Origin of the sequence: Enterobacter sp. DTU_2021_1002640_1_SI_PRY_ASU_LCPMC_013 (assembly GCF_032389435.1) — a bacterium.
Taxonomy (GTDB): Bacteria; Pseudomonadota; Gammaproteobacteria; order Enterobacterales; family Enterobacteriaceae; genus Enterobacter; species Enterobacter hormaechei_C.
The window spans coordinates 3,747,084-3,769,802 of sequence record NZ_CP135594.1; the positions used below are offsets into that span (position 1 = coordinate 3,747,084).

11 protein-coding genes are annotated in these 22,719 nt (G+C 60.6%); 7 read left to right on the plus strand and 4 right to left on the minus strand.

The window, feature by feature from the left end; translation table 11 throughout:
- The first annotated feature begins 465 nt into the window (after positions 1 to 465).
- The 6 genes from RS584_RS17915 (at position 466) to RS584_RS17940 (ending at position 17,670) form a co-directional block, all read left to right on the plus strand.
- Positions 466 to 11,889, plus strand: a complete 11,424-nt coding sequence (locus RS584_RS17915) for a BapA/Bap/LapF family large adhesin (protein WP_315748401.1) — start codon at positions 466 to 468, stop codon at positions 11,887 to 11,889.
- An 82-nt stretch (positions 11,890 to 11,971) separates the two neighbouring features.
- Complete coding sequence (locus RS584_RS17920; RefSeq protein ID WP_315748402.1) at positions 11,972 to 13,375, plus strand: TolC family outer membrane protein; 1,404 nt, start codon at positions 11,972 to 11,974, stop codon at positions 13,373 to 13,375.
- Positions 13,372 to 15,564, plus strand: a complete 2,193-nt coding sequence (locus tag RS584_RS17925) for a type I secretion system permease/ATPase (protein WP_315748403.1) — start codon at positions 13,372 to 13,374, stop codon at positions 15,562 to 15,564. Before RS584_RS17920 ends, RS584_RS17925 begins: the two co-directional genes overlap by 4 nt.
- Positions 15,545 to 16,744 (plus strand): HlyD family efflux transporter periplasmic adaptor subunit, encoded by a 1,200-nt coding sequence (locus RS584_RS17930; RefSeq protein ID WP_017382757.1) that lies wholly within the window; start codon positions 15,545 to 15,547, stop codon positions 16,742 to 16,744. Before RS584_RS17925 ends, RS584_RS17930 begins: the two co-directional genes overlap by 20 nt.
- A gap of 250 nt (positions 16,745 to 16,994) precedes the next feature.
- Positions 16,995 to 17,294 (plus strand): type II toxin-antitoxin system RelE/ParE family toxin, encoded by a 300-nt coding sequence (locus RS584_RS17935; RefSeq protein WP_315748404.1) that lies wholly within the window; start codon positions 16,995 to 16,997, stop codon positions 17,292 to 17,294.
- A 10-nt stretch (positions 17,295 to 17,304) separates the two neighbouring features.
- Positions 17,305 to 17,670 (plus strand): HigA family addiction module antitoxin, encoded by a 366-nt coding sequence (locus RS584_RS17940; protein ID WP_032669343.1) that lies wholly within the window; start codon positions 17,305 to 17,307, stop codon positions 17,668 to 17,670.
- A 26-nt stretch (positions 17,671 to 17,696) separates the two neighbouring features.
- Here RS584_RS17940 and RS584_RS17945 read toward each other — a convergent pair whose 3' ends face one another.
- Both RS584_RS17945 and RS584_RS17950 read right to left on the minus strand, forming a co-directional pair.
- Entirely contained in the window at positions 17,697 to 18,878 is a 1,182-nt protein-coding gene (locus RS584_RS17945) for a PLP-dependent aminotransferase family protein (protein ID WP_315748405.1), read from the minus strand.
- Positions 18,879 to 18,898: 20 nt separating this feature from the next.
- Complete coding sequence (locus RS584_RS17950) at positions 18,899 to 19,786, minus strand: LysR family transcriptional regulator (protein WP_315748406.1); 888 nt, start codon at positions 19,784 to 19,786, stop codon at positions 18,899 to 18,901.
- A 97-nt stretch (positions 19,787 to 19,883) separates the two neighbouring features.
- Between RS584_RS17950 and RS584_RS17955 the strand changes: the two genes are divergently transcribed.
- A complete protein-coding gene (locus tag RS584_RS17955; protein WP_032654728.1) occupies positions 19,884 to 20,486 on the plus strand; it encodes a short chain dehydrogenase in 603 nt (200 codons plus the stop codon).
- On the opposite strand, the gene RS584_RS17960 is transcribed toward RS584_RS17955, so the two are convergent.
- Both RS584_RS17960 and RS584_RS17965 read right to left on the minus strand, forming a co-directional pair.
- Positions 20,483 to 21,214 carry a class I SAM-dependent methyltransferase gene (locus tag RS584_RS17960; RefSeq protein ID WP_017382760.1) on the minus strand — a complete coding sequence of 244 codons (732 nt, stop codon included), beginning with the start codon at positions 21,212 to 21,214 and terminating at the stop codon, positions 20,483 to 20,485. The genes RS584_RS17955 and RS584_RS17960 overlap by 4 nt on opposite strands.
- Positions 21,215 to 21,339: 125 nt before the next feature.
- Positions 21,340 to 22,719, minus strand: a complete 1,380-nt coding sequence (locus tag RS584_RS17965) for an amidohydrolase family protein (RefSeq protein WP_045141884.1) — start codon at positions 22,717 to 22,719, stop codon at positions 21,340 to 21,342.

Sequence of the window (22,719 nt, forward strand, 5' to 3'; positions counted from 1 at the left end):
TAAAACCCGTGTATTCAGTATTATCCCCCTCTCATTTCTTCCACTACCCAATCCCGACCGCCTGTACGCCAACGCCTCTGTGGCGCGGCCCGCATAGCCAACAAAATATATTCGCGCTATCAATTAATTTCCTCTGCAATCACAGTGCAGGGTTTACAGACACTTAATTTGCACATTCAGATATTTATAGCTATATCATTTTTACAGCAAAATAAATAATACCTGCACAAATAATAAGGTTTATAAATTACGAAAATATAAATAAATAACAGTTACTCATGTAAATAATTAGCTTCGCCCTGATGTTGCCACGTTGATTGCTGGCGGGTCTCGGTCGCTCTAAAGAAAGCAACGGTAAATACTGTTTTATTCACAGTATTTTCGCCGGGAGCGCCCTCATCCCTTCAGAAAATATGGCCACGTCTGACACGCCGTAAACAATAACTCTGCTGGAGTAATAACTGTATGAGCCAAATATCTGTTATATCGAAACTAACTGGCGTGGAAACGACCACGGAGGGAACACAGGTAACACTCGGCCATTCGTCTATTGTTAAACTTAACGTGGATCGCGCCGATATCTCAGGTTACTCCCGCAGCGGAAACGATCTGGTGATTACCCTCCACTCGGGCGAAGTGATTACCCTTAAGAATTTCTACATCACCGACGCGCAGGGCGTGAGCCAGCTGGTGCTTGAGGAGAGCGACGGTGCGCTGTGGTGGATTGAAGATCCAACCGGTGCCGCCACCTATGAATCCATCGCCTCCACGGACGCCCTACTGGCGGCGTCAGGGAGTGATACCGGCGGCGCCGCAGCGTGGCCCTGGGTGCTGGGTGGCCTGGCCGTCGCAGGTGGGATTGCCATTGCGGCAGGAACCGGCGGTGGAGGTGGCGGGGATGACGATAACAACAGCCCGAATCCCGGCAATCCGGGAAATCCTTCCGAGCCAGATACCACGCCTCCGGATGCCCCCACCAATCTACAGGTCTCACCTGACGGCAAAACCGTCACCGGTACCGCTGAGCCGGGCAGCACGATTACCCTGAAAGATGCCGATGGCAACACCATCGGAACGGGCAAGGCGGGTAGCGACGGGAAATTTACGATTGATCTCGGTACGCCACTCACCAACGGGGAACAGATCACCGCCACCGCCACCGATCCGTCCGGCAATACCAGCCAGGGCGGTCAGGTTACGGCACCGGATCTCACCGCGCCGGATGCCCCGGCCAATCTGGAGGTCTCTCCTGACGGCAAAACCGTCACCGGTACCGCTGAGCCGGGCAGCACCGTTACCCTGAAAGATGCCGATGGCAACACCATCGGAACGGGCAAAGCGGGCAGCGACGGGAAATTTACGATTGATCTCGGTACGCCGCTTACCAACGGAGAACAGATCACCGCTACCGCCACCGATCCGTCCGGCAATACCAGCCCGGGCGTTCAGGTCACGGCACCGGATTTAACCGCGCCGGATGCACCCGAGATTGTCACCGTCAATGATAACGTGGGCGCCGAAACAGGCCCGCTGAGCAACGGACAACGCACGGACGATGCGCGTCCGACGTTCAGCGGCATCAGTGAAGCCGGCACCGTCATTACCTTCTATGACAACGGGAAACCGATTGGCACCGCCACAGCCGATGCCACCGGGAAATGGAGCTTTACCCCGTCGACCAACCTGTCTGAAGGCAACCACGCCATTACCACCACCGCGACCGATGCCGCAGGCAATACCAGCCCGGCGTCCACGGCGGTAACCTTCGTGGTCGATACCGTCGCGCCTGGCGCGCCAGCGATCGTCAGCATCACCGATGATGTTGCGCCTGGCACCGGCACGCTCGGGAGTGGAAGCAGCACCAACGACCCGCGGCCACAGCTCACTGGCACGGCGGAAGCGGGCTCGACGGTCACCATCTATGATAACGGCATTGCCATTGGCACAGCGGTTGTGGGCAGTAACGGAAGCTGGAGCTTTACGCCGTCGGTGAATCTGAGCGAAGGCAGCCACCAGCTTACCGTGCGCGCCACCGACGTCGCCGGTAACACTGGCCCGGCCTCGCCGGTCTTTACCGTCACGGTAGATGTCACCGCGCCGCAAACGCCTTCCGGATTTATCATTAACGACGACACGGGCGTACTGAAAGGGGCGATCGGTGCCGGGCAGTTTACCGATGCCTCAGAGCCGCGCCTGACGGGCAGAGGCGAACCGGGCAGCACGATCACGGTTTACGATAACGGCGTTGTTATCGGCACCACCACCGTTCTGCCGAACGGTACCTGGAGCATCACGCCGACGAGTCCACTGGCAGAAGGCGCACACTCGATTACCCTGCGGGAAACTGATGCGGCAGGCAACCAGAGCGGTCTGTCTCAGCCGATCAACTTTACCGTCGATCTTACGCCGCCAGACATGCCGGTTGCGACGCTCAACTCCGCAGGCACCCAGATCACCGGTACCGCCGAGCCGGGCAGTAAAATCGTCATCACCAACAATGCCGGGCTGCAAATCGGGACCGCCACTGCCGACAGCAACGGCAACTATGTCGTCGACCTGAGCCCTGCGCAGACCAACGGCGAGATTATCTCCGTGGTCGCCTCCGATGCCGCAGGCAACCAGAGCTTACCGGCGCTGGTTAACGCAGCGGATATCACCCCGCCTGCCGCACCGGGCAACCTGGTGGTGGCGGAAGACGGGGCCAGCGTCAGCGGAACCGCCGAGCCAAACAGCACGATTATCATTAAAGCGCCGGACGGTACGATCATCGGCCAGGCCACCGCCGGCCCGGACGGCACCTTTACCATCCCGATTTCGCCAGCCCAGACCAACGGCGAAGCCCTTGAAGTGACGGCCACCGACGGCAGCGGCAACACCAGCCCGTCTGGCTTTGCCGACGCGCCAGACAGCACCCCACCGCTGGCGCCGGAAAACGTGGTGATCTCTGCCGACGGCACCACCGTAACCGGTACAGCCGAGCCGGGCAGTACCGTCACCATTCGTGAAAATGGCGTGAAGGTCGGGGAAGCGGTCGCCGACGATCAGGGGAATTTCAGCGTAGATCTGATCCCGCCGAAAGCCAACGGCGAAGCCCTGACCGCCGATGCCACTGATACCGCCGGAAACACCGGTCCGACCGCGCCGTTTGACGCGCCGGACATCACCGCGGCACAAATCCCGGTCATCACGGGCGTGGTGGATGATGCCCCCGGCGTCACCGGTCCTGTCAGCCAGAACGGTCTCACCAACGACAGCACGCCAACCATCAACGGAACGGGCGAGCCTGGCACCACCATCACCCTTTACAGCGGTACTACCGAAATTGGCACCGCAGTCGTGTCGGCGAACGGTCAGTGGTCCATCACGCTGGAAACCGCGCTACCGGACGGCGGGCACGTACTGACGGCGACGGCGGTTGACGCCAACAATAACCTCAGCGGGACATCGAACACCTGGAGCATCACGGTGGATACCGCCGCCCCAGGCGCGCCGGCCATTACGCAGGTCATTGATGACGTACCGGGCCGCACGGGTGCGCTCGACACCAATGAAACCACCAACGACACGCTCCCGACGCTGAACGGTACCGGCGAGCCGGGCTCAACCGTGACGATCCGTCTGGACGGACAGGATATTGGTACTGCCGTTGTCAACAGCGGTGGCGCATGGACCTTCACGCCCACCACCCCATTAGTGAACGGGCAGCATACGTTCACCGTCGTCGCGAGCGATGCGGCGGGCAACGCCAGCGCACCATCAGCTGGCTTTACCTTTACCGTCGATACGACTCCGCCACCGGCGGCCACCATTGACATCGTTTCCGATAACGTGGGGCCCGTGCAGCTTCCGCTTAACAGCGGGGACACCACCGACGACACGCTGCCGCAGTTGCAGGGAACCGCACCGGACGGCACCACCATCACGATCTATGACGGAACCACCCTGCTCGGCACGGCGGTGCTCGACGGCAGCGGCGGCTGGAGCTTCACGCCAACCACGCCGCTGACGGACGGCCCGCACTCGCTGACGGTCCACGCAACGGATGAGGCGGGTAACACCACCATTTCGCCGCCGTTTGAACTGGCGATCGACACGACAGCGCCTGCAACGCCGGATATTCCTGAGATCACCGTCAACCCGGACGGCGGCACGCCGGGGACGGCCCTGAATCCTGGGGAGACCACCCGGGATACCACGCCAACCCTGAGCGGCTCGGGCACGCCGGGCGATACCGTCAACATTTACGATGGCGACACCAAAATTGGTGAAGCCGAGATCGATGGCGACGGTAACTGGAGCTGGACACCCACCACTCCGCTGCCTGACGGCACCTACGATCTCTCCCTGACGGTGACCAACCAGGACAGCGCCGGGAACGAAAGCGCCCCGTCCACGCCGGTGACCATTACCATTGATACCGACGCGCCTGCCCAGCCGGGAACCCCAACGGTGACAGACAGCGTAAGCCAGATCACCGGTCCCGTGCTGGATGGCGAATCCACCAACGATCCGCGTCCGGTCCTGAGCGGCACCGGTACGCCGAATGACGTCATTACCATCTATGACCAGGTGGGTACAGGCGAGCCGCAGGCCGTGGGCAGCGTTACGGTGGACGGTAACGGTAACTGGAGCTGGCGTCCTGAGAGCAACATTGGCGAAGGGACGCATGAATACACGGCGACCGCCACCGATGAAGCCGGGAATGAATCTGTGCCATCAGCCGGTATCACGATAACGGTCGATACCCTCGCCCCGGACACCCCTGTTATTAGCGACATCGCCGGCGCGCAGAACGGCGGGTCCACTAACGACACCACACCGACCCTGAGCGGAACCGGCACCACCGGCGAGACGGTGATCATCTACAACAACGGCGTGGAAGTGGATCGCGTTGAAGTCGTCAATGGCGGATGGTCCTATACCCTGCCGACGCAGACCGACGGCCCGCTGAATATCACCGTCGCCGCGGTGGACGATGCCGGTAACGTTAGCCCGGTAAGCCCGGTCTTTACGGTGGAGGTTGATACGCAGGTGCCAACCGTGCCGCAAATTGACGCCGTCTCTGACAGCCAACTGACCAACAGCGTGCTTTACACCCGCGACGGTACGCCAACCCTCACCGGGATTGGCGAGCCGGGTTCGAGCGTCACCGTCTCCGTTGATGGTGTCGCCTCGCCGGTGGTCGTGGAGGTTCAGCCGAACGGGACATGGTCCTGGACCGCCGACCCTGCGCTGACCGAGGGGCCGCATACCTTCTCAGTGGCCGCGAGTGACGCGGCGGGGAATACCTCCGCCAGCTCCGGCGATCTCAGCGTGACGGTGGATACCCTGCCGCCTGCAACGCCAACTAATATCACCATTGCCGCGGAGGGCACCCCGCTGACCGGTACGGCGGATGACGGAACCACGGTGACGGTTCGTGACGCCAACGGCAATGTCATCGGGACCGGGGTCGCGACGGGAGGCACCTTCTCCATTGCCCTCTCCCCGGCCCAGTTGGATGCCGCGACGCTGACGCTGATCGCCACGGACCCCGCAGGCAATGCCAGCCCGTCAACCACCTTTGACGTGCCGGACTCTCCGCTCGAGCTGCCTGCGGTACCGGTGATTACGGCGATCAACGATGACGTCGATCCCGTCACGGGCGACGTGAAAGATAAAACCACCAATGACGTCACGCCTACCCTTACCGGCACCGCCGATCCGGGCAGCGTGATCGCCATTTATCAGGATGGGGCGCTGGTTCCGCTGACGAACGTTGTTGCGGATGATAACGGCAACTGGAGCTACACGCCGCTGTTGCCGCTGACGGAAGGGCCACACACCTTTGCCGTGACCGCCACGAATACCACCACCGGCGAGACCAGCGGACAGTCGCCGATCGCGACCGTCACCGTCGACCTTACCGCCCCGACAGCGCCAGCCATCGGTGCGGTGACTGATGACGTAGGTCCGATCACCGGCCCAATCGCCGACGGGCAGAGCACCAACGACAACCGTCCTACCCTGACCGGGACAGGCACGGCCGGGGACACCATTACCGTGTACAATAACGGCGACCCGCTGGGCACCGTTGTTGTCGGTCCGACCGGCACCTGGAGCTACACGCCGCCTGCGCTGGACGACGGCAGCCACACCCTGACCGTGACCGCCACCGACCCGGCGGGCAATGAGAGCACCCCGTCGGCCGGGATCACCATTGTGGTCGACACCGTCTCCACCACGCCGGTGATTACCAGCGTGACGGATAACGCAGGCAATGCGGCAACGCCTGTCCCAAGCGGCGATCCAACCAACGACACCACGCCAACCCTGACCGGTACCGCCGAGCCGAACAGCGTCGTCGCCATTTTTGATGGCGCCACGCAGATTGGTACGGCGGCGGCAGACGGTACCGGCGCCTGGACATTTACCCCTGAAACCGCCCTCGGGGAAGGAACGCATGACTTTACCGTCAGAGCGACGGATCCGCAGGGCAACGTCAGCCAGCCGTCCGGCGTCTGGAGCATCAATATCGATCTGACGGCGCCACAGGTGCCGACGATCGATACGGTCAGCGACAACGTCCCGGGAGGCGTAACCGGCCCGCTTACCGCCGGGCAGGTCACCAATGACACCACGCCAACCCTGAGCGGCACCGGCCAGGCGGGTACCACCATTCACGTTCTGAATAACGGCGTGGAGATTGGTACCACTACGGTCGACGGCAACGGTAACTGGTCCTTTACGCCGGATCCGGTTCTGACTGACGGGACGTATAACCTGCGCGTCAACGCCAGCGATGATGTCGGAAACGTCTCTGCCAACTCGCCAGTGTTCGCCTTTACGGTGGATACCACTGGCCCTGCGGCCCCGGTGGTCACCACGGTGATAGACGATGTCAGCCCGGGAACGGGAATCATCGCCAGCAACGGTTCCACCAACGACACCCGTCCAACCTTCAACGGTACGGGGGAAGTGGGCGCAACGGTGCACGTTATTGTCGATGATGTGGAAATCGGCACGGCGGTCGTCAACGCCCAGGGTAACTGGACCTTCACGCCGACCACCGCGCTGGGTGAAGGGCCGCATACCATTACCTTCAACGCCACCGATGCCGCAGGCAATACCGGGGTCACCTCGCCACCGTTCAACCTGACGGTGGATACGTCGGTGCCCGACGCACCGGTCTTTACCCCTGCCACCGACAATGCCGGTCCCGTGCTGGGCCCGGTCGCCTCGGGACAAAGCACAGACGACACCACGCCAACGCTGAACGGCACCGCGGCAGCCAACGCGACCATCACCATCTATGAGAATGGTCAGCAGGTGGGCACCGCCGTGGCTAATGCCAACGGCGTATGGAGCTTCACCACCGGCACGCTGGCAAACGGCAGCCACACCTGGACCGCCACGGCAACCGATGCCGCGGGCAACGTCAGTCCTGCCTCACCAGGCTTTACGCTGGTTGTGGATACGACTGCGCCTGCCGCGCCGGTTATCACCCAGGCGATTGACGATGTTGGCACCATCACCGGGGCGATTGGCTCCGGCCAGACCACGAACGATCCTCTCCCGCGCCTGGTGGGGACCAGCGAGCCGCTGGCCACCGTGAATATCTACGAAGGCACTACGCTGGTGGGCACCGGTACTGCCGATGCTAACGGCAACTGGACCGTTGATATCACCGTGCCGCTGGGCACCGGGTCACACACCTTTACCGCAGAAGCAACGGATCAGGCGGGGAACACCGGCGCGCCGTCCGCCGACTTCAGCCTGACCATTGACACCACGCCGCCAGCGCTACCGGTGCTGACCAGCATCACCGACGACGTCGGTAATGCTGCGACGCCTGTCGCCAACGGCGGGTTAACCAACGATGCACGTCCAACGCTCACCGGTACGGCAGAAGCCGGCGCGACGGTAACCATCTATGACAATGGGGTACAGATTGGCACCGCGGTCGCCACCGGCGGCGCGTGGAGCTTTACGCCGTCCACCCCGCTGGCTGACGGGCCGCATAATCTGACCTTCTCCGCCACCGACGCCGTGGGCAACGCCAGCGCACAGACCGGGGGTTACACCATCAATGTGGATGCCACCGCCCCTGTCGCACCGGCAATCACCTCGATTGTGGATGATGTGGGAACCGTCACCGGCCCTGTCACCGGCACCAACCCAACCAACGACACCCGTCCGACCTTAAACGGTACGGCGGAAGCCAATGCCACCGTACGTATTTACGACGGCACGACGCTGGTGGGAACCGTCACTGCCGATGCCAACGGCAACTGGACGCTGCCGCAAACCAGCACCACGCTGACCGAAGGCGCGCATAACTTCACCGCCACCGCCACCGATGCCGCGGGCAATACCAGCGCGCCATCGCCGATTATCACGATCAACGTTGACCTGACGCCGCCACCAGCCCCAACCGGGCTGGCGGTGATCACCAACGGGACGCAGGTTACCGGTACGGCGGAAGCGGGAAGTACCGTCACCATTACCAGCAGCACCGGAACCGTGCTTGGAACGGCCGTCGCGGACGGCAGCGGAAACTTCAGCGCCACCCTCATCCCTCCACAGACCGGCGGGGAGTCACTGATTGTCTTTGCTACCGATAAGGCCGGTAACGCAGGTATCACCACCTCCGTGATTGCCCCAATCACCACGATCCCGAACGCGCCGGTTATCGCTAACATCGACGATAACGTTGGCACGGTGACGGGCAACCTGACCAACGGGAAAACCACCGATGACACCACGCCAACCCTGAGCGGCACGGCGCAGCCAAACGCGACTATCACCCTCTATAACAATGGGGTGCTGATGGGCACGGTCACCGCGAACGCCAGCGGCAACTGGAGCTTCACCACGCCGGTGCTGAGCGAAGGGGCGCATGCCTTCACCGCCACGGCGAGCAACGGCTCGGGCACCAGCCCGATTTCCACCTCGACCACCGTCATTGTCGATCTCACTGCGCCAACGGCCCCGACCGGGACCTTCAACGCAGACGGCAGTGTACTGACCGGTAGCGCCGAAGCGGGCAGTACCGTCACCATCCGTCTGGCGGATAGCTCAACGGTCACCGCCACGGCAGACAGCAACGGCTCCTGGAGCTACACCTTCCTCAATAAACAGACGGAAGGCCAGACGCTGCAAATCACCGCCACCGACGCGGCAGGCAACGTCTCGCTGCCCGGCTCAGCCCTTGCGCCGGTGGTGCCGCTCTCAGCCAGCACCAACGTTGAAGAGCTGGCGCTGACAACCACCGCAACGGTGACCAACTCGCAGTACAGCGACTATGGTTTCCTGCTGGTGGGCGCCGTAGGTAATGTGCTGACGCTGCTCGGCAACGACACCGCGCAGGTAGGTTTCACCGTCGGCAGCGGCGGCAGTGCGGATATTGCCGTGAACGCCAACGCCACGGGGGCCGTACTCTCCCTGCTCAATACCCTTGAGCTGGTGGTACAGCGCTTTGACGCCGCCAACAACACCTGGACCACCGTGGTCGACACCGGACAGCCGCAGTTCGCTGACCTGCTGACCCTCGGTGCGACGGGGGTGTCGCTGAACCTGACCGGCCTGGCGGATGGTCAGTATCGCGTCCTGAGCTACAACACTAACCTGCTGGCAACCGGCTCTTACACCAGCCTCGATGTGGCGGTGAAAGAGACCAGCGCAGGCACCGTGTCCGGCGAGACCAGCGTTGTCGGGAACGTCATCACCGACGTGGATCCAACCGCAGGCAGCGACAACGCCCCGGCGGGCACCACCGTCACCGCGGTCACCAACGCCCAGGGCACCACCACCAGCGTCACGGCTGACGGCACGGTGATTCAGGGGCAGTACGGCACGCTGACCATCAACCTGGACGGCAGCTATACCTATAACCTGACCAACACCAGCGCCGCCGTCATTGGCCGCACGGAGAACTTTACCTACACCATCACCCACAACGGCACCAGCGCCTCGGCAAATCTGGTTCTGTCGCTGGGCGAAGGCACCAGCAGCAGCGGTATCGTGGCCGTGGACGATACCGCCTCGCTGACCTTCGATACCACCGTGGAGGCGATTAACAACGGCACCTCGTCGCAGGGCGGCTTTACCCTGGTGGGGATCAACCTTGGCAATACGCTGGGGCTGAACCTGCTGGACGATCTGGCCAACCCGATCATCTATAACGTGGAAGAAGGCACCACCCGCACCATGACCGTTCAGGCGTCCGTGGGCGGCGTGGCGCTGGCCTCGGTGTTCGACCTCTACATCTATAAGTTCAACAATGCGACGCAGACCTTCGAGCAGATGCGCGTTGAACCCGGCTGGCTGCGCGCGCCGCTGCTGGGCGGCACCTCCTCGCAGCTGACGCTGAATCTGCCCGCCGGCGAGTACCTGTTCCTGCTCAATACGGCGGCGGGGATCACCGCGCTGACGGCCTACACGCTGAACGTCTTGCAGGATCATGTCTACAGCGTGGCAAGCGTGAGCGAGAGCACAACCGGGGATGTACTGGCGGATGATATTGCGCCAGCGGGTACCGTAGTCTCCGACGTTAACGGCGTGGCGGTGAACAGCAGCGGTCTGACGGAGATCACCGGCGAGTACGGTACGCTGCGGATCAACGCGGCCGGAGAGTACACCTACACCCTGAACAGCGGGGTCGGGGCGGACCATATCAGCACGCCGGATACCTTCGTCTACACCATCACCGCGCCTGACGGCTCGAAAGACACGGCATCGCTGAACATCACCCCAACCGCGCGCCCAATGGATGCGGTAAACGATGTCAGCACCGCGATGGACGTCACGTCGGTTCACCATACGTCAACCTATACGGATACCTCCGTCGGCACCGCCAGCTGGACTACCGCCCTGTTGGGGTCAACGCAGGGCAGCGGAAGCGGGACCTTCGTGGTGGATGCAAACACCGCGCTGCATAACGCCTCGCTGCACTTTGACGTGGCCTCGCTGCTGGCACTGGGCGGGCTGACGGTGAACTGGTCAATCACTGACGGGACGAATGTGATTCGCAGCGGCTCCTTCAGCGGAGGCTCACTGCTGGGCGGCAGCATCGACGTTCCGCTGACCGGGCTGGATCTCAACGCCGGGACCTATACGCTGAACTTTACCGGCAGCGTACCGGGGCTGAGCGTGGGGAACATCACCATTACCCCAAGCGTAAACGGCACGACCTACTCCCTGTCGCAATTCGACGCGACGGGCACCCACACCGTTGACGGCAATATCTTCGACGGCACCGGCTCCGCAGGGGCGATGGACCAGCTGCACTCGGTTGATACCCGCGTGAGCATTACCGGCTACGACGGCGTTACCACCACGCTGGATCCGTACACCGGCAGCACGATGTCAAACATCACGGGCCACTACGGGACGCTGGCGATTGCCGCTGACGGCAGTTACACCTATACCCTTAACCCGGGGATCTCGCTCTCTACCATTACCAGCAAGGAGGTCTTTAACTACACCCTGACCGACGCCAGCGGCACCACGGATACCGCGTCGCTGACCATTGACATGGCGCCGAAATTTGTCAGTTCGGAGCATAACGATGTGATTAGCGGCACGGCCTACGGCGACACGCTGATTTATCAGGTGTTGAACAATACGGCGGGTAACGCTACCGCAGGTAACAGCACGGGCGACCACTGGACGAACTTCTCCCTCACGCAGGGAGACAAGATCGACATTGGCGATCTGCTGGTGGGCTGGAACGGTAGTGCGTCGACGCTGGGGAACTATGTGTCTGTTTCACAAAGCGGTAACAATACTGTGATCTCCATCGACCGTGACGGCACGGGAGCCGCCTACACTAAATCTGCGCTCGTTACGCTGGACAACGTTCAGACCACCTACGACGAGCTTGTAAACCAGCAACACATCATTACCTGATAGCACCTGCAAGAAATGACCCGGGCGCGCACAGCGCCCGGGCATAAACAAAAAAGCAGTACTTTTTTATTAGGGACAAGACATGGGAAAGAAGATGCCTTACTGGTGGCTCTCGTGCTGCCTGATATCTGTGCCCGCTATCGCGGCAAACCCTGCGGCGATGATTAATACCGGACAATTAAGCGAAACGCAGGAACTCCCCTCTTTAAATGGTCGCGTGGCGCCCGTAGCCAGCAAAGCCGCCCCCGGCACGCTACAGCTGAATGAAGCGGTTAACCGCGCCGTGACCTGGCATCCGGCCATCAGTGAAGCCGTCGGCAAACTTTATCAGCAGAGCGAAAATGTGGACGTCGCCAAATCGAAATATTATCCGCAAATTAACGCCGGCATGGATAACGGCTATAGCCACGACGGTGACGATAATGGCTTTACCCCTTCGCTGGTGCTTTCTCTTTCGCAAATGCTTTACGACTTCGGCAAAGTCGCAAGCCAGGTACGCGCGGAAAACGCGGGCGTCGCCCAGCAGCAGGCCAACGTGCTGGTGAGCATCGACACCATCGCCCACGATACCGCCATCGCCATGGTGCAGGTGCAGACCTGGCAGCAGATGGTCGAGACCGCCAAAGAACAGCTGGATGCCCTGTCCTCCATCGGCACCCTGACGAAACAACGTAATGATGAAGGCGCAACGTCACTCTCTGACGTGGTGCAGACCGACGCCCGCATCGAAGGGGCGCGTGCGCAGCTGATGCAGTATCAGGCCAGCCTCGACAGCTCGCGCGCCACGCTGATGAGCCTGCTGGGCTGGGACAGCCTGAACGCGGTCAGCAATGACTTTCCGCAGAGCCTGGCCCGCAGCTGCGACATCGCCGAGCCGGACGATCGTCTGGTGCCCTCGGTATTAGCGGCCTGGGCGCAGGCCAACGTCGCGCAGGCTAATCTCGACTATGCCAACGCGCAAATGACCCCTACCGTTTCGCTGGAGCCGGAAGTTCGTCACTACCTGAACGACCGCTACGCCGGCAACGAAACGCGGGACCGCACCCAGTACTCCGCGTGGGTAAAAGTGCAGATGCCGCTCTATCAGGGCGGCGGCCTAACCGCCCGGCGTAACGCCGCCGGACACGCGGTGGAATCCGCCCAGTCCACCATCCAGCGCACCCGTCTTGAGGTGCGGCAAAAACTGCTGGAAGCGCGCAGCCAGGTGATGAGCCTGATGAGCACGCTTCAGATCCAGGGCCGTCAGGAAGCGCTCAGCGCCCGTACCCGCGAGCTGTATCAGCAGCAGTATCTCGATCTCGGTTCCCGCCCGCTGCTCGACGTGCTCAACGCCGAGCAGGAGGTGTATCAGGCGCGCTTTACCCAACAGCAAACCGCCGGACAGATGCATCAGCTTCAGCTCAACTGTCTGTACAACACCGGGCGCCTGCGTCACGCGTTCGATCTTGAAAACCGCACCATCCAGACCGTGGAGATCCAGCCATGAAGCAACGCGATATTCCGCAGGGTGAAAATATGACGGATGGGGCGCTGGAGCAGTGGGCGCAGGCGTTTGGCTATGTGGCGACGCGCTATCGCGTTGCCTGTTCGCCAGGCTCGCTGATCGCCGGCGCGCCGTGGCTGAAAGGCAAACCGATGGTGCCCGCGCTGACGCAGCTCGCCCGTGAAGCCGGGCTGACATTCCAGCTGCTGACGGCCGATCAGCACGCTATCAACAGCTGGCGTCTGCCGGTGGTGGTTGAGCTGAACGACGGTAAAATCGGCGTGATCGACAATTTCGACGGCGAGGATACGCTTGAGGTCAGCTTTTTCGACGACAGCACGCACACCAACCGCCTGTCGATGAGCGCGATGCTGCCTGCCATCCGCCACGTCATCGCCCTGCGTCCGCTGGCGGCGCTGAAGGACAGCCGCGTGGATGCCTATATCTCCAAATACCGCCCGGACTGGCTCTACCGGCTGGTGATGCGCGACCTTCGCCCTTACAGCTGGGTGATGCTGGCGGCACTGTTCATTAACGTGCTCTCCCTCTCGGGCATCGTCTTTTCCATGCAGGTGTATGACCGGGTGATCCCCGCCCAGTCCTATCCGACGCTCTATGTGCTGACCATCGGGGTGCTGATCGCCACGCTGTTTGGCTTTGTGCTGCGCGTGGCGCGCGGACACATTATGGATCTGCTGGGTAAACGCTCGGATCTGCGCGTCTCGGATCGGGTGTTCGGCCACGCGCTGCGGCTGCGCCACAGCGCCATTCCGCGATCCACCGGCAGCTTTATCTCCCAGCTGCGCGAGCTGGAGCAGATCCGCGAGATGGTCACCTCCTCCACCATCTCCACCATCGTCGATCTGCCGTTTTTTATCCTGTTTGTGATTGTGCTGGCGATCATCGCCCCGCAGCTGGCGTGGATCGCCCCGGTGGCGGCGGTGATCATGGTTCTGCCCGGCCTGCTGCTGCAAAAGAAGCTGGCGGAGCTGGCGAAGCAGTCGGCGCATGAATCGACCCTGCGCAACGCGGTGCTGGTGGAGAGCGTGCAGGGGCTGGAGGACATCAAGCTGATGCAGGCGGAGAACCGCTTTTTGCAGCAGTGGAACAGCTATATCCAGATCACCGCCGAATCCGGCCTGCGCACCCGCGAGCTGACGCAGAACCTGATCAGCTGGGGGATGACCATTCAGAGCCTGGTGTATGCCGGGGTGATCGTGGTGGGCGCGCCGATGGTGATCGACGGCACCTTAACCACCGGTTCAGTGGTGGCCGCCTCAATGCTCGCCTCACGGATGATCGCCCCGATGGCGACGCTGTGCGGCGTGCTGGCCCGCTGGCAGCAGGTAAAGGCGGCCAAAGAGGGGCTGGACAGCATTATGCAGCTGCCGACCGAGAATCAGCGCGAAGAGACGCCGATCCGTCAGGACGTGCTGCGCGGACATTACCTGTTCGAGCAGGCGCAGTTCCGCTATCACCCGGAAGATCCGCGCATGGCGCTGCGCATTAACCGTCTGGAGATCAAAGCGGGCGAGAAAGTGGCGATCCTCGGGCGCAACGGCGCGGGCAAATCAACCCTGTTGCAGGCGATGGCAGGCGGGATGGATCTGGCGGGCGGTGAACTGCGGCTCGACAACCTCAGCCTGCCGCATCTGGACGTGGCTGACGTGCGGCGAAACGTTGGCTTTATGACCCAGAACGCCCGGCTGTTTTACGGCACCCTGCGCGAGAACATCACGCTCGGCATGCCACGCGCCACCGATAAAGAGATCTTCGAGGTGCTGGAGATGTGCGGCGCGGCCAGCTTTGTGCAGAAGCTGCCGAAGGGGCTGGATTACCCGATTATGGAGAACGGCGTCGGGCTGTCCGGCGGGCAGCGGCAGTCTGTTCTGCTGGCGCGGATGCTGCTGCGCGATCCGAATATCGTGCTGATGGACGAACCGACCGCCTCTCTTGATGAACATACCGAGCGGGAATTTATTCAGCGCCTCGGGGCGTGGCTTGGCAACCGTACGCTGATTGTCGCGACCCACCGCGTGCCGGTGCTGGAGCTGGTGGAGCGCGTGGTGGTACTCAAAGATGGCATGCTGGTGATGGACGCGCCAAAAGCCCAGGCGCTGAACAACAGCCGTATGCAGCAACAGCAGCAGGCAACCGGACGGGAGTGGAAAAATGAAAATCAGTCAGCGTGACGTTGCCGCAGTAGAAGATCTGGATAACGCGCTCGACTCAGAAAGCGGTTATACCGGTGCCCGGCGCATTGTTTTCTTCTCCCTGCTGATGTTTGTGGTGCTTGGCGTCTGGGCGTGGTTCGGGGTGCTGGACGAAGTCTCAACCGGTACCGGGAAAGTGATCCCCAGCTCACGCGAGCAGGTTTTGCAGTCGCTGGATGGGGGCATCCTCACCGAGCTGAACGTGCACGAAGGGGATCAGGTGCAGGCCGGACAGGTGCTGGCGCGGCTGGATCCTACCCGCTCGGAATCCAACGTCGGCGAAAGCGCGGCGCGTTACCGCGCGTCGCTGGCCTCCAGCGCGCGTCTGTATGCCGAGGTGAACGATCTGCCGCTCAAATTCCCGCCGTCCCTGGCGAAATGGACCGACCTGACCGCCGCTGAAACGCGGCTCTACAACTCGCGCCGCGCCCAGCTTGAGGATACCCAGCGGGAGTTGCGCGCCGCGTTAGATCTCGCGAACAAAGAGCTGGCGATCACCCAGCGGCTGGTGAAAACCGGGGCCGCCAGCCACGTGGAAGTGCTGCGCCTGCAACGGCAGAAAAGCGACCTGGAGCTGAAGCTCACCGACGTGCGTTCCCAGTATTACGTGCAGGCCCGTGAAGCGCTGTCGAAGGCCAACGCCGAGGTGGATATGGTGTCAGCGATCCTGAAAGGCCGCGAGGATTCCGTTACTCGTCTGACGGTGAAGTCTCCGGTGCGCGGGATCGTGAAAAACATCAAAGTGACAACGATTGGCGGTGTGATCCCGCCCAACGGTGAGCTGATGGAAATTGTGCCGGTGGACGATCACCTGCTGATTGAAACCCGCCTCTCGCCGCGGGATATCGCCTTTATCCACCCTAATCAGGAGGCGCTGGTGAAAATCACCGCCTACGATTACGCGATTTACGGTGGGCTACACGGGGTGGTGGAGACCATTTCGCCGGACACTATTCAGGACGAAGCGAAGCCGGAGGTGTTCTATTACCGGGTGTTTATCCGTACCAGCCAGGATTATCTGGTGAATAAGGCGGGCAGGCACTTCTCGATCGTGCCGGGGATGATAGCGACGGTGGATATCAAGACCGGGGAGAAAACGGTGCTGGATTATATGATCAAACCGTTTAACCGGGCGAAGGAGGCGCTGAGGGAGCGGTAGTCAAACGCCGGGTGGCGGCTGCGCCTTACCCGGCCTACATTCTCGCAGGCCCGCGCAAGCGCAGCGCCGCCGGGCATTAATCCGCACGCAAGACGTTGAATCCGCCTCGAAGAATTAACCTTTAGTCATGCATCACACTTCCCTTCAGCCATGACCAGGGTAATATTACTCGCAGACAAAACGCACTTGCGCACAGTGCAGGAGTGCATTACTATCCACTCAGCTTCAAGGACTGGAGCTTACCAGCATTATGATTAATCATTTTCGGGATCAATGGCTTGAGGATTTTTTTCTCTACGGGAGATCGAGCAATGTTATTCCTTTGAATCTGGAAACAGCGCTTGCAAGAAAGCTCGACATCATCAATGCGGCCATGTCGCACCTGGATTTACGATCGCCACCGGGCAATATGTATGAAGCATTGAGTCCTCCGTTGAAGGGATATTCCTCTATCCGGGTAAACAGACAATACAGGCTTTTATTTCGCTGGTCAGAGGGAAAAGCAGACGATCTCTATCTCTCTCCACACAAGTACACGCAACACAAGTGAGGCATAACCTATGACACTTGAACAGGCACTCCGCAAACCCACCACGCCGGGCGAGGTGTTGCAGTATGAGTATCTTGAACCGCTCAATCTGAAAATCAACGATCTGGCAGAGATGCTAAATGTACACCGCAATACCGTAAGCGCGTTGGTCAATAACAATCGCAAACTTACTGCCGATATGGCGATCAAACTGGCAAAAGCCTTTAATACCACTATTGAATTTTGGCTGAACTTACAGCTAAACGTTGATATCTGGGAAGCGCAATCTAACTCCCGCACGCAGGAGGAGTTAAGCCGGATAAAAACCGTTGCGGAAGTCATGGCGAAGCGAAAATCCGGCAAGCCAGACGTTACCCTGCACGGGAACAGCGCATAACGGCATCTGCCATTATGCGCATCCTGTTACAGGGAAATTTTGAGGCGTCGAACCGCTTCTTTAAGCTGCTCATCCGTTGGGGTAACGAAAGACATGCGCAGCGTGGTATGGTCCGGCTCGTTGCAGTAGAAGAACTCACCCGGCACAAACACGACGCCGTTGCTCAACGTTTTTTCCAGCCATTTCGTCGTATTGATGCCGTTGTTCATTTTCGCCCACAGGAACATGCCGCCCTTTGGCTTGTGGAACGACATCACATCGCCCAGCTCCGCTTCCAGTTCCGTTGCAAAGGTCTGGTATTTCTGGCGATAGGCTTCGCGGATCATTTTAATCTGATTCGTCAGACGACCGGTTTTCAGATACTCGTACGTCATCAGCTGCGACAGCGTGCTGGTGTGCAGATCGGTGGTTTGCTTGAGGTTCACCACCGCGCGCTTCAGCCACTCCGGCACCAGCACCCAGCCCACGCGGGTGCCCGGCGCGAGGATTTTAGAGAAGGTGGAGGTGTACACCACGTTATCCTCATTGCCGATATCTTTGGCATGAGCAATCAGCGGGCGGAACGCTTCGTCGGTGTAGTTGATCTCGCTGTACGGGTCGTCTTCGATAATCACGAAGTCATAGCGCTTCGATAATTCCACCAGCTGTTTACGACGCGCTTCGGAGAGCGTCACGCCGCCCGGGTTACCAAAGGTTGGCACGATATAAACCGCTTTGATGGTTTTGGTGGCTACCAGTGCTTCAAGTTCATCCACTTTCATGCCGTCGCCGTCGGTGCCAACGGATTCAAAATTCGCCTGCGCCAGGCCAAAGACCTGCAACGCGGCGAGGTAGGTAGGCCGCTCCACGACGACCGTATCGCCCGGGTTAATTAACGCCCGCGCCAGCACGTCAAGCGATTGTTGCGAGCCGGAAGTAATGACCACGTCATCGGCTTTACAGGCGATGCCGCGACCTTCACAGATGCGTTGGATCTCTTCGCGCAGCCCCGGGACGCCTTCCGTCAGGCCATACTGGAACGCTTCGCCAAAATGCTGAGACAGCACGGCATCAGCAGCGATTTTTAAACCCTCATGATCGAACAGGTCCGGATTTGGAATACCGCCACCCAGCGAAATCACGCCTGCCATTTTGCTATGTTTTAATAATTCACGGATGGCAGAGGATTGCAGGCCCTGCGCGCTGCTGGCGAGTTTGTTTGCAGACATTCTTTACTTACCTTCTTTTTTTATATTGTGCCCAATCTTAGCAGAATATGGGCACTAAATTCCGTTAGCTTAGGCAGCGGCCGCAAATCCTGACGCCACAGTAAATGCACCGGCCTCGGCGCGGGCGTAAACGCTTCCAGAACCCGAACCAGCCTGCCGCTCGCCAGCTCTTCCGCCACCAGCACTTCCGGTTGCAGCAGGAGTCCCGCCCCGGCTCGCGCCGCCATGCGTAAGCCGTAGCCGTCATTGCATCGTAAGACGGCATCACGCTTCCAGCGCACTTCGCCTTCCACTCCCGGCAGCCGCCACTCGTTACGCGCCGTCCAGACCGTGTGCGACAGGCACAGGTGATCCACCAGATCGGCTGGCGTTTGCGGCGTACCGTGACGCGCCAGATAATCCGGCGCGGCGCAGATCACCATGTTGTAGGGACACAGGTATTTCGCCACCAGATCCTCATTACGGATCTCACCGATACGAATGGCCAGATCGACCCCTTCCTCTACCAGATCCACCATTCGGTTGGTGAGATCCAGTTCGATGCGCACTTCCGGGTAACGCTGCAAAAACGTGGCCGTCAGAGGCGCGATAATGCAGCCGCCAAACGAGGTAGGCGCCGTCACGCGCAGGGTGCCGGCGGGCGTGGCTCGCAGGCGCTCAACCGCGTTTTCAGCAATCGAGACCTGCTCCAGCACGCGCCTGGCCTCTTCGAAATAAACGCGTCCGGCATCCGTCAGGCTCTGGCGACGGGTGTTGCGCTCCAGCAGCCGCGTACCGAGCTGCGATTCCAGCTGCGCAATATACTTCCCGACCATTACCGCCGACATCTCCAGCCGGGCCGCCGCGCCGGTAAAGCTGCCGCTTTCCACCACCGCGATGAACGTCTCCATGCCGCGAAGCTTATCCATATTACGAACCTCTGGTTAGCAATCTTCTAACATCAGCCCAGTTTATCTGAATTTTTATTTATTAAAGAATGAAGGCTCACAACATAAGGAGTCTGCTATGAAAATCGTCATTATTGGTGCCAGCGGTACGGTCGGTCATGCTGTGACAGAAGAGCTAAGCCGTCGTCACGAGGTGATCCGCGTGGGTCGCACGCAGGGCGACCATCAGGTAGATATCACCTCGCAGGCGAGCGTGCAGGCGCTGTTCAAAAAGATCGGTCCGGTGGATGCGATTGTCTCCGCCAGCGGAGGGTTGCACTTCGGCCCGCTCTCAACCATGACCGATGGCGAGTTCAACCAGGGTTTGCAGGATAAGCTGCTGGGGCAGGTTCGTCTGGCGCTGACCGGCCAGCACTACCTGAACGAAGGTGGCTCGATTACGCTGATAAGCGGGATTGTGGCGCACGAGCCGATTGCCCAGGGCGTGAATGCCACCACGGTTAACGCCGCGCTGGAAGGGTTTGTGCGCGCCGCGGCCTGTGAACTGCCGCGCGGTATTCGCATTAACCTGATCAGCCCGACGGTGCTGACCGAATCCGCCGAAGCGTACGACGGCTTCTTCCCGGGCTTTGAAAGCGTTCCCGCCGCGACCGTTGCGCAGGCTTACCGCCGCAGCGTCGAAGGGGTGCAGAGCGGGCGGGTGTATAAAGTCGGTTATTAAGCCTTACGGGCGGCGATCAGCACCAGCATCGGGCGCTCTGCCTCTTCTGCCAGCGCGGGCCAGGCGTCAATTTGCGCCTGCGTTGGTCCCCACTCATTGACTTCGCTTATTGTTAATCCGGCCTTGATCAGCGCGTTAAGCGTGGTGCCCAGCGTACGGTGGTATTTAATCACCCCGTCTGCCAGCCAGTTGCTGACGCGCTGGCTTTCGTCCTGATAATGGTTCACGCCCCAGAACCGCTCGCCGCTGTTGTCCGTCAGCCAGCCCTGACGGGAGGCGCAGGTGTAAATCGGGTGCTCCATAGAGAAGACCAGGCAACCGCCGGGTTTAAGCGCGCGCTGAACGTGGGCAAATAATGTGTTCAGTTCCGGCAGATAGTGCAGCGCCAGCGAGCTGTAGACCAGATCGAGGCTGTTTTCGTTGAGCTTGAGAGACTCCAGATCGCTACGCTGATAGTGAATCTGTGGATCGGCGGTGAGCTCCACTGCGCGAGCGAGCATCTTTTCGGAGATATCCACGCCCGTGACGTCAGACGCGCCCAGCTCACGCGCCGCGCGGCAGAACCAGCCATAGCCGCAGCCGAGATCGATAACCGATTTGCCGGTTAAATCCGGCAGCATCGCCCTGAGCGCAGGCCACTCCGGCGCGCCGTCCAGCCCCTGCACCGAGCGCGGAAGCTGAGCGTAGCCTTCGAAAAACGCCGGATTGTCGTAGATGTTTTGTGCCATGGCAGATCCCTCTTTAAGAATGTGCATAGCAGTATACTGCATTGTCGGGTGGCGGCTTCGCCTTACCCGACCTACAAAATCTCCGAACCGTAGGCCGGGTAAGCGCAGCGCCACCCGGCACCACATTAGCCCACAGAGCCCCAGACCAGATTCCCCTTATGGAACGTCGCGGTACGCGGAGAGATGCGTGCCACGGCCTCGGCGGAACAGGAGGCATCCACCAGCACAAAGCTGGCGTCATCCTGCGCTTTCGGCCACGCGCGCTCACCTTTGTCGTTCAGCGGCAGTACGTCGCCGGTGGCAATGCCCAGCGCGCGCGAAAGCGTCTGCTCATTCGGGCGAATATAGAGCTGTGCATAGAGGTTGGCTTTCTCCAGCATGTCCCCCAGACCGTACGGCGACCAGTGGTCGATCACGCTGTCGGTACCGGTCATGACAAACACGCCTTTATCACGCAACTGCTTCAGCGGCATGTGCAGAGTGCCAATCGGCACGGTGGAGGCGATGGTCACCTGTTGTGCCGCCATGCGGGTGGCGATCTCATCCACCTCTTGCTCGTTAAGCGTCGCCAGGGCGAAGGCGTGGCTGATGGTCAGCTTCCCCTTCAGCGCCGGCGTTTTCTCCACGGTTTGTACCATGTAGTTCACCGCCGCCACGCCCGCCGGGCTGGTTTCATGCAGATGGATATCCACCCCTTTGTCATAATCCAGCGCAATCTGGAACATGGTGTCGAGGGATTTCTCCATCGCGCCGTCGACGTTGGTCGGGTCCAGCCCGCCCACGTAATGCGCCCCCGCCTGCATCGCCTCGCGCATCAGCTTTTCAGAATGAGACAGCAGCAGGCCGTGCTGCGGGAAGGCAACGATTTCGCAGTCAAAGCCTGCGCCCCGGCGCGCCAGTACCGCCTGCAAATTTTCCAGGTTTTTCAGGCCGGAAACCGGCTCTATGTTGCAGTGGCTGCGGGCGATGGTTGACCCTTTGGACTGGAGCAGGTCGATCAGCTTTTCGGCGCGTTCTTGCGTGTAGGGCTGTAACTCCGGCAGCAGCTTCTGCTCAAGGCGGATCATGTCCTGAATGGTGGTGCCCGCCGGACGGTTCAGGGAGCGCCACGGGCCGCCGTAGAAGGTTTTATCCAGGTGAATGTGCATGTCGCGCATCGCCGGGAGCATCAGCTTTTTGCCCGCGTCGAAGTGCGGCAGGGTCGCGTCCGCGTGGCTGTTGTTGTCGCGCAGGGCGACGATTTTCCCGTCTTTGATTTCCAGCGTTTTCAGCTCGGTGCGGGTACTTGTCGCCACGCTGCCGTCGAAGTTAAACCCGGCTTCCAGCAGCACGTTGTCGAGATAGTAATGTTTCGCGGTGATGTTCATCGGTTTACCCGTCTCGCAGGTTGCCTTTGCAGAATCGGCAGCATACGCGACGGAACCCGTGGCGCCAAACAGCGCGCAGGCGGTAACCATTTTGCCGCTCTGGCTGATAAACTCGCGGCGGCTTTTATTCTCACTCAT